General features: G+C 60.5%; 8 protein-coding genes. 7 read left to right on the forward strand and 1 reads right to left on the reverse strand.

Annotation, left to right across the window (positions count from 1 at the left end; translation table 11 throughout):
• Positions 1-12 precede the first annotated feature (12 nt).
• Positions 13-390 (forward strand): histone-like nucleoid-structuring protein MvaT, encoded by a 378-nt coding sequence (gene mvaT, locus ACRC4F_RS27955; protein ID WP_007945872.1) that lies wholly within the window; start codon positions 13-15, stop codon positions 388-390.
• Positions 391-489: 99 nt separating this feature from the next.
• Here the strand turns inward: mvaT and sbcB are convergent, their stop codons facing one another.
• Complete coding sequence (gene sbcB, locus ACRC4F_RS27960; protein WP_438662247.1) at positions 490-1,920, reverse strand: exodeoxyribonuclease I; 1,431 nt, start codon at positions 1,918-1,920, stop codon at positions 490-492.
• Between the two features lie 182 nt (positions 1,921-2,102).
• On the opposite strand from sbcB, the gene ACRC4F_RS27965 reads away from it, so the two are divergent.
• The 6 genes from ACRC4F_RS27965 (at position 2,103) to ACRC4F_RS27990 (ending at position 8,992) form a co-directional block, all read left to right on the forward strand.
• On the forward strand, positions 2,103-2,828 hold the full coding sequence (locus ACRC4F_RS27965; protein ID WP_438662248.1) for an RDD family protein: 726 nt from the start codon (positions 2,103-2,105) through the stop codon (positions 2,826-2,828).
• Complete coding sequence (locus tag ACRC4F_RS27970; RefSeq protein WP_438662249.1) at positions 2,825-3,802, forward strand: stage II sporulation protein M; 978 nt, start codon at positions 2,825-2,827, stop codon at positions 3,800-3,802. The genes ACRC4F_RS27965 and ACRC4F_RS27970 overlap by 4 nt, the downstream gene beginning before the upstream one ends.
• The gene (locus ACRC4F_RS27975) at positions 3,789-5,333 is read left to right on the forward strand and encodes a DUF4129 domain-containing protein (RefSeq protein ID WP_438662250.1); all 1,545 of its coding nucleotides are present in this window, start codon (positions 3,789-3,791) and stop codon (positions 5,331-5,333) included. Before ACRC4F_RS27970 ends, ACRC4F_RS27975 begins: the two co-directional genes overlap by 14 nt.
• The gene (locus ACRC4F_RS27980) at positions 5,330-6,493 is read left to right on the forward strand and encodes a DUF4350 domain-containing protein (RefSeq protein WP_438662251.1); all 1,164 of its coding nucleotides are present in this window, start codon (positions 5,330-5,332) and stop codon (positions 6,491-6,493) included. Before ACRC4F_RS27975 ends, ACRC4F_RS27980 begins: the two co-directional genes overlap by 4 nt.
• The gene (locus ACRC4F_RS27985) at positions 6,490-7,491 is read left to right on the forward strand and encodes an AAA family ATPase (RefSeq protein WP_438662252.1); all 1,002 of its coding nucleotides are present in this window, start codon (positions 6,490-6,492) and stop codon (positions 7,489-7,491) included. Before ACRC4F_RS27980 ends, ACRC4F_RS27985 begins: the two co-directional genes overlap by 4 nt.
• A 169-nt stretch (positions 7,492-7,660) precedes the next feature.
• On the forward strand, positions 7,661-8,992 hold the full coding sequence (locus ACRC4F_RS27990; RefSeq protein ID WP_438662253.1) for a DUF58 domain-containing protein: 1,332 nt from the start codon (positions 7,661-7,663) through the stop codon (positions 8,990-8,992).
• The last annotated feature ends 28 nt before the right edge of the window (positions 8,993-9,020 follow it).

Raw genomic sequence — 9,020 nt, forward strand, 5'->3', positions numbered from 1 at the left:
AAGGTAGTCCTCATGTCCTTGATCAACGAATATCGCGCCACCGAAGAAGCTATCAAAGAGCTGCAAGCCCGTTTGAAGAACCTGTCCCAAGACGACAAACTGCAAACCGAGCTGGAATTCGAAGGCAAACTGCGCACCCTGATGGGCGAATACTCCAAGTCCCTGCGTGACATCATCGCGCTGCTGGATCCAGAGTCCAAGAGCAAAGCGCCACGCGGCGGCGCAGTAAAAACTACCGGCACCAAGCGCGCTCGCAAAGTTAAACAATACAAAAACCCGCACAACGGCGAAGTCATCGAAACCAAAGGTGGCAACCACAAGACTCTGAAAGAGTGGAAAGCCAAGTGGGGCGGTGACGTGGTTGAAGGCTGGGCTACCCTGCTGGGCTAAGCGCCAGAGGTTGTCAAAGACTTATCCGCGACAAAAAATAACGCCAGCTGATGCTGGCGTTTTTTTATGTCAGAAATAAGCACCGGGTATTTTTCGATTTCAAAGATTCAAACGTTTGCGTAATCCCTGGACATAATTTTGCCATTCATTGAGCACCTCTCGCTGAAACGTTGTAGCACTAACGTTCAATTGGGCTGCGGCTTCAACAAAAGTTTCAAGCGTATTTGGCGCCCCCCGTTCGGGGTCTGACAAACGTTGCTGACAGAATATTCGCCAGCGCTCTTGCTCCTCGAAATTCAACGTATCGGGGAAGTTGCGTGCTCGATATCGAAACAATAGTTCAGGTAAACGTTCGTCATCGAAAGGCCACTGCTCTTGTGATAATTGGGCAGGGTCGGCCGCCCTGACTTGCTCACATAGCCGACGGTCACGATCACCGATAAAACCATCGTATAACTGTTGTTCGGGATCCTGGCTCGGGGTGAAATCTTCGCCGGCATAAATCGCCAGCACTTTATCTCGCCAAACTTGTTGTGCGTCACTTAGCCGCAGTACGCGCTCCTGATAAAGCGCCATGTCCAGCCCCAGACGTTGCTGATCGTCAGGACGAAGTACCGACAACGGTGCCACCACCGGGCACTTGTTGATATGAATGAGTTTGAGCGGCACCGGCAGTTCGCCGTCGGCCAGGTCATCGCGACGGGTATACAGTCGCTGGCGCAAGGTGTCTGCATCCAGATCGAGCAAACCCTGGGGATCCAGATGCAGGTCACACACAATCAAGGCGTTTTTGTTGCGCGGATGCCAGGCCAGTGGCAACACCACACCGACATAACTGCGCGCCGCCGAGAATCGCCCGGAAACATGCACCATCGGTTGCAACAGCCGAATCTGGTCCATCACCTTTTGCTTGCTGCGCAATTGAAACAGCCAGTCATACAGCTTCGGCTGCTTCTCGCGAATCAGACGAGCGAGGGCGATGGTGGCGCGAACGTCCGACAGCGCCTCGTGGGCATTGCCGTGATCAATGCCGTTGGCGGCGGTCAGCCGTTCGAGCTTGAGGGTCACCCGTCCTTCATCATCGGTGGGCCAGACGAGGCCATCAGGACGCAAGGCGTAGGCGGCTCGCACCACATCAATCAAGTCCCAGCGGCTGTTGCCGCCCTGCCACTCGCGCGCATACGGGTCGAAAAAGTTTCGGTACAGGCTGTAACGGGTCATCTCGTCATCGAAACGCAAGGTGTTGTAACCCGCCCCGCACGTACCCGGCGCAGCCAGTTGAGCATGCACCCGGGTCATGAAGTCGGCTTCGCTCAGACCGTGTTCTTCCAGTTGGCCTGGCGTAATCCCAGTGATCGCGCACGCTGCCGGATGCGGCAGGATGTCGTCGCCGAGCTGGCAAAACAGATTGACCGGCTCGTCTGTTTCATTGAGATCGAAGTCGGTGCGAATCCCCGCCACCTGCAGCGGGCGGTCGCATCGGGGGTTGATGCCGGTGGTTTCATAGTCGTACCAGAAGATCGAGGTCACGGGCTGTTCCTGAACTGAAGATCGGCAAAGTCTAGGCGCTCACATCCCGCCCCGGCCAGTAACTTGTCATTCAATCAGGTCTGGTTACGTAACGTGCAATACATAGTTATGTCGTTTCCCCCCGAGAGGCTGCTAGCATCGGACGGACATCGAATCCCGAACAGGCCACATCAAGGTTGCCCATGCTCGAGACCACAGCACTGCCAAGGAAAGCGACGCTGTCCCCGCCACTGGATACGCGGTATCAAGTCGAGACGCCCGAAGGCATCGACTTGCCACTGCGCCCGGCCGGGTTGATGGTTCGTGCGCTGGCCTTCTCCATTGACCTCGGGCTGCGCGGTCTGATACTCGGCGTGCTGTTTATCGTGCTGGCGTTTCTCGGAAAACTCGGCGCCGGGCTGGGCTCGATTCTGCTGTTCGCAGTGAGCTGGTGGTACATGGTGCTGTTCGAAGTGCTCAATCAGGGCCGATCCCCGGGCAAACAATGGATGGGGTTGCGCGTCGTGCACGACGACGGCACCCCGATCGGCTGGTCTGCCTCGCTGTTGCGCAACCTGTTGCGATTCGTCGACCTGTTGCCGTTTGGCTACTTCCTCGGCGCCATCAGTTGCCTGCAACACCCCTCCTTCAAACGCCTCGGCGACCTGGCCGCCGGCACGCTGGTGATCTACCGCGAACAACCGTTGACCCGACCGCAACTGCCCGACGTCCAGCCTCGGCGCCCGGCGTTCGCCCTGACGCTGAGCGAACAACGCGCCATCCTCGGGTTTGCCGAACGCCAGGGCGAACTTTCCGAAGCACGAACCCATGAGCTCGCCTCCATCCTCGCCCAACCGTTGCAGGTTCCGGCACCACGCGCTGTGGCCGAACTCAACGGCATCGCCCGTGGTTTGTTGGGGCCCACATGAAACAAAGTCTTTTCGAAAATCGCCACAAAGCCGAATGGGAGCGGTTTTCCCTGATGCTCGGACAGCTGGAGCGAGGCAAGAAACCTTCCGGTGTCTCCAGTTTCCCGAAAGACTATCGGCGGCTCTGCCAACAGCTGGCACTGGCTCAGGAGCGCGGCTACAGCAGTTTCCTGATCGACTCGTTGCAGCAACATGTACTGCGCGGGCATCAACAGCTTTATCGGCATCGCAGCCCATTGGGCGCCAACATACTGAGCTTTATCCTTGCCGGTTTCCCACGACTGGTGCGCGAACAATGGCGCTTCGTGCTCGCCGCCGGCCTGATGTTTTTTGGCAGCCTGATCGTCTTCGCGCTGCTGGTGTACCTGTTCCCGGACCTGGTCTACAACCTGATCCCGGTCGAACAGGTCAATGAAATGCAGAGCATGTACGACCCGGTCGCCGGTCATTTGGGCCGTTCGGCCGAACGCGCCGCCAGTGAAGACTGGGTAATGTTCGGTTACTACATCATGCACAACATCGGCATCGCCTTTCAGACCTTTGCCAGTGGCTTGCTGTTTGGCCTGGGCAGCGTGTTTTTCCTGATGTTCAACGGTTTGATGATCGGTGCGGTGGCCGGACACTTGACGCACATCGGGTACGGGCAAACCTTCTGGTCCTTCGTGATCGGGCATGGCGCGTTTGAGCTGAGCGCCATCGCCCTGGCCGGTGCCGCCGGGCTGCAACTGGGCTGGGCCTTGATCGCACCGGGGCGCCTGCCCCGTGCCGAGGCGTTGCGATTGGCGGCGCGCAAAAGCGTGTTGCTGATCTGCGGCGTCATGCTGTTCTTGCTGATTGCCGCGTTCATCGAAGCCTACTGGTCGTCGATGACCGCACCGGCACCCATGACCAAATACCTGGTCGGCGCGGCGCTGTGGTTGTTGGTGGCGACTTACCTGCTGTTTGCCGGACGTACCCGCCATGCGCCTGAGTGACGCCACGGTGGTGATCCGCCCGCGCACCTCCTGGGAAGCCATGGACCTGGGTGTGCTGCTGAGCCAGCGCCATCGACGCTTGCTGATGACCAGTTGGGCCATCATCACTGTGCCGGTCTTCGCCCTGCTTACCTTGTTTCTGTGGGACTCACCCTCCCTCGCCGTGTTCATCTTCTGGTGGCTGAAACCGGCGTTCGAGCGACTGCCGTTGTACATCCTGTCCAAAGCCATGTTCGGTGAAACGCCCACCTTAAAGCAGGCGTTGCGCCAATGGCCGCGCCTGCTCAAGCCGCAACTGCTGGCCAGCCTGACCTGGCGACGCCTGAGCCTGAGCCGCAGTTTTCTGATGCCGGTGGTCCAACTCGAAGGCCTGGCGGGCGACGAACGACAACAGCGCTTGCGGGTGCTGCTGCAGCGCAACGCCGGCGCCGCGCAGTGGTTGACGATCATCGGCGTGCACCTGGAAAGTGCGCTGTGGATCGGCTTGATGGTGTTGTTCTACATGTTCCTGCCACAGCAGGTCGAACTCGACTGGAGCTGGCAGACCTTGATCACCGCCGCCACACAGGACTGGAAATGGCTGGAACACCTGACCAACGCCTTTTACGTGCTGGTGCTGATTGTCTGGGAACCGATCTATGTCGCCTGCGGTTTCAGCCTTTATCTGAATCGGCGTACGGTGCTGGAAGCCTGGGACATCGAGCTGGTGTTCCGCCGATTGCGCCAACGCCTCAACGCCACAGCGGTCACTTTGCTGCTGGCGGCCTTCCTGTTGGTGCCTGCCACGCAAAACGTCTGGGCCACCGAGCCGGTCATTACCCCGGACAGCCCACGCCTGCTGGATCAACCACTGAACAGCCAGGCCTCCAGAGACAGCATCAAGACCCTCCTCGATCAGCCGCCGTTCAAAAACAAGGAAACGGTGACCCGCTATCGATTTGGCGAGGACAAACCCGACGCCAAAACCCCGGACGACGGGAAAACACCTGAGTGGCTGAAGACGCTGGCCCGCCTGCTCGACAGCCAGCATTTCGGCTTTCTCGCCAACTTGATTGAAGTGCTGCTGTGGAGTTCGGTAATCGGAGGCGTCGGCTTGTTGATCTGGCATTACCGCGACTGGCTGCTGGCGTTCGTCAGCCGTCGACCAACGTTAAACCGTAAGGCCGCACGCCCATTACCGCAGCAAGCGTTCGGCCTGGACCTGAGCCGAGAAACCCTGCCCGCCGACATCGCCGCCAGCGCCGAAAGCCTCTGGCAAACCAATCCGCGCGCGGCCCTTGGGCTGCTCTATCGCGCCCTGCTCAGCCATTTGTTGCACGACCACAACATGGCGCTCAAACCCGCCGACACTGAAGGCGAGGTGCTGCAACGCGTCGAGCAACTGCATCAACCGGCCTTGCTCGCCTTCAGCAAAACCCTGACCGGGCACTGGCAGAACATGGCCTACGGTCATCGATTGCCTCCCGCACATTTGCAACAGGAATTGTGTGACGGCTGGCGGACATTGTTCGGCCCGGGAGCGGCCCGTTGAGCCGGCGTTCGTGGCTTTCGGTCGGCGTGTTCATCGCCGTACTGGTGGGTGCGCTGAGTGTTTATCTGTACCTGAAGGCCACGCCCTATCAGGCAGAAATCGATCACGGCCCTACACCCGAAGCCCAGGCCAATCCTTATCTGGCCGCCGAGCATTTCCTGCGTAAACAGGGCCTGACTGTGGGCCATGCCAACAGCCTCGACGTGCTGCCCACCCTCGATCCGCATCAGCACAGCCTGTTGTTGCTGGGCGATCGCTACAACATGACGCCGCGCCAGATTGATCAAGTGATGAACTGGACCCGGGCTGGCGGGCGTCTGTTGTTCGTCGCCCAATCGCTGTGGGATGAAAAGACCGGCCAGAGCAACGACCTGCTGCTCGACCGCGTGCAGGTTCACCAGTCACTAAGCAAAGACCTCAAGGAGCCGCCGCCGGACATCCTCGACGACCCGTTCCCCAAACTCACCAAGTTGTACCTGGAAGATGAGAACGCACCGGCCTACGCCAGCTTCGATACCGCGTTCCATCTCGAAGACCCGAAAAACCTGGCGCAAGCCTGGGCCAACAGCGGCAAGGCCACGCACATGATGCAGCTCAACCACGGGCTCGGTTCGATCATCGTGGTCACCGACGCCGACCTGTGGAAAACCCCGGACATCGGTCAATACGACAACGCGTGGTTGCTCTGGTACCTCACCGCCGACACGAGCGTGACCTTGCTGTTCAACACCGATCACGACAGCTTGCTGACGTTGCTGTTGCGTAACTTCCCTCAGGCGTTGGTGGCCCTCATCGCCCTGATCGGTCTCGCGCTCAGGCATGTTGCGGTGCGCCAGGGTCCGCTGCTCGTACCGGCGTCGAAAGGTCGCCGGCAACTTCAGGAACACCTGCGCGCCAGCGCCGATTTCATGCTCCGTCGCAAAGGTCAGCAGCACCTGCTGCACGCCTTGCAACAAGACATCCTGCGGCGTGTGCGGCGCCGTCATCCCGGTTTCGAACAACTCGGCGTTGCCGAGCAATGGCTGGTGCTCGCGCGCCTGACCGGCCAACCTACACGCGCCATCAGCCAGGCGATGAGCCCGCGACCGAAACAGCGGCTGTCCAGCGCTGATTTCAGCCGTCAGGTCGCCCACCTGCAAACCTTGAGGAACACGCTATGAGTCAACAGTTCGAGCCCGGCAGCGCGACCCACGCCGCCCAGCAACGCCAGCGCGCCAGTCAGTTGGCCCAGGCGGTAAGAGCCGAATTGCAAAAAGCCCTGATCGGCCAGAACAGCGTGATCGACGACGTCCTCACCGCACTGATCGCCGGCGGCCATGTGTTGCTCGAAGGCGTACCGGGTTTGGGTAAAACGCTGCTGGTGCGCGCCCTCGCCCGCTGCTTCGGCGGCGAGTTCGCGCGCATCCAGTTCACCCCCGACCTGATGCCCAGCGACGTCACCGGGCACGCGGTCTACGACCTCAACACCGAGCAGTTCAAACTGCGCAAGGGTCCGCTGTTCACCAACCTGCTGCTGGCCGACGAGATCAACCGCGCTCCGGCGAAAACCCAGGCGGCGCTGCTTGAAGCCATGCAGGAACGCCAGGTCACCCTCGAAGGCCGCGCCCTGCCCATCGTGCAACCGTTCATGGTGCTCGCCACGCAAAACCCGATCGAGCAGGAAGGCACGTATCCCCTCCCTGAAGCCGAGCTCGACCGCTTCATGCTCAAGGTGCGCATGGATTACCCCGACGCCGAGCAAGAACTGGACATGGTGCGCCAGGTCAGCCGTTCGACCCGCGCCGACATGCTCGACGTGCAGCCGCTGCGCACCGTGTTGCAAGCCAAGGACGTGCTGGCCTTGCAGCGCATTGCCAGCGACTTGGCGCTGGACGATCAGGTGCTCGATTACGCCGTGCGTCTGGCCCGCACCACTCGCACCTGGCCCGGCCTGACCCTCGGCGCCGGGCCGCGTGCGTCCATCGCGCTGGTGCGTTGCGCCCGCGCCCGTGCGCTGCTGCGCGGTGGCGATTTCGTGATTCCGGATGACATCAAAGGCTGCGCCCTGGCGGTGCTGCGTCATCGCGTGCGCATTGCGCCGGAACTCGACATCGAAGGGCTGGACGTCGATCAAGTGCTCAGGCAATTGCTCGATCAAGTGCCGGCGCCGCGGCTGTGAACACATCCCCGTCCAACACAAACCCTGTGGCGAGGGAGCTTGCTCCCGCTCCAGTGCGCAGCGCTGGCAAGCTCTTCGCCTTATCAGAAATGTTGGGGCCGCTTCGCAGCCCAGCGGGAGCAAGCTCCCTCGCCACAAAAAGCTCTTTCGCCACAAAAGGTGTGCGTTGATGAAACCCTCGCGCCTGTTGCTGATCTGGCTCGCAATCCTGCTGGTCATCGGCATTGTGCTGGGCACATTGCGGGCACTGGAATTCGACGTACCGTCGAGGCTGCTGTCTATCAACTGGGGATTGTTGCTGGCGGTGTTGGCCCTGGCCGTTCTGGACGCTATTCGCCTCAAGCGTTTGCCCTCCCCGCGCCTCCAGCGACAAATGCCCGGCAGCCTGGCACTCGGTCGATGGAGTGAAGTGCGACTGGAGGTCGAGCATGACTTCACTGAATCACTGAACGTACACCTCTTCGACCACGTGCCCGATGGCCTGAGCTTCGAAAACCTGCCACTGGAGGTCGAACTGCACCCCGGCCAACAGAGCCTTGTCGGCTATCGACTTCGCCCACTCAAACGCGGCCACTTCACTTTCGAACACTGCGAAATCAACCTGCCAAGCCCCTTGGGTTTATGGTCCGATAAACGTCTGCTCAACGTGGTCGACAACACCCGCGTCTACCCCGACTTCGCCCGCCTCTACGGCGGTGAACTGCTGGCGGTGGATAACTGGCTCAGCCAGCTCGGCGTGCGCCAGCGCCAACGTCGTGGCCTGGGTCTGGAATTCCATCAGTTGCGTGAATTCCGTGAAGGCGACAGCCTGCGCCAGATCGACTGGAAAGCCACCGCCCGCCAGCGCACGCCCATCGCCCGCGAGTACCAGGATGAACGCGATCAACAGATCATCTTCATGCTCGATTGCGGCCGCCGCATGCGCAGCCAGGACGGCGAACTCGCCCATTTCGATCACGCACTCAATGCGTGCCTGTTGCTCAGTTACATCGCGTTGCGCCAGGGCGATGCGGTGGGCTTGAGCACCTTCGCCAGCGATCGTCCGCACTACCTTGCCCCGGTCAAAGGCACGGGCCAGCTCAACGTGTTGCTCAACACTGTTTACGACCTCGACAGCACCCAGCGCCCCGCCGACTATCAGGCCGCCGCCACGCTGCTACTGGCACGACAAAAACGTCGGGCGTTGGTGGTGCTGGTTACAAATCTGCGGGATGAGGACGATGAAGAATTACTCACCGCCGTCAAACGCATGGGCAAGCAACATCGAGTGTTGGTGGCGAGCCTGCGCGAAGACTTGCTCGACAACCTGCGACACGCACCGGTGCAAACGTTACCGGAGGCGCTGGCGTATTGCGGGGCGGTGGAGTATTTGAATGACCGGGCGCAACTCCATGAGCGGTTGAATGCTCATGGAGTGCCGGTGGTGGATGCTCGGCCCTCGGAGCTGGGGGCCGAGTTGGTGACGCGTTACTTAAACTGGAAACGGAGCGGTACGGCTTGAACGCATCCCGGTTACCTGTCTGTGAACC

This window comes from Pseudomonas sp., assembly GCF_051660785.1.
GTDB lineage: Bacteria > Pseudomonadota > Gammaproteobacteria > Pseudomonadales > Pseudomonadaceae > Aquipseudomonas.

Coding starts and splice junctions, on each gene's coding strand:
- mvaT (WP_007945872.1), top strand. CDS start 13: ATGTCCTTGATCAACGAATATCGCGCCACCGAAGAAGCTATCAAAGAG.
- ACRC4F_RS27965 (WP_438662248.1), top strand. CDS start 2,103: ATGCTCGAGACCACAGCACTGCCAAGGAAAGCGACGCTGTCCCCGCCA.
- ACRC4F_RS27975 (WP_438662250.1), top strand. CDS start 3,789: ATGCGCCTGAGTGACGCCACGGTGGTGATCCGCCCGCGCACCTCCTGG.
- ACRC4F_RS27985 (WP_438662252.1), top strand. CDS start 6,490: ATGAGTCAACAGTTCGAGCCCGGCAGCGCGACCCACGCCGCCCAGCAA.
- ACRC4F_RS27970 (WP_438662249.1), top strand. CDS start 2,825: ATGAAACAAAGTCTTTTCGAAAATCGCCACAAAGCCGAATGGGAGCGG.
- ACRC4F_RS27990 (WP_438662253.1), top strand. CDS start 7,661: ATGAAACCCTCGCGCCTGTTGCTGATCTGGCTCGCAATCCTGCTGGTC.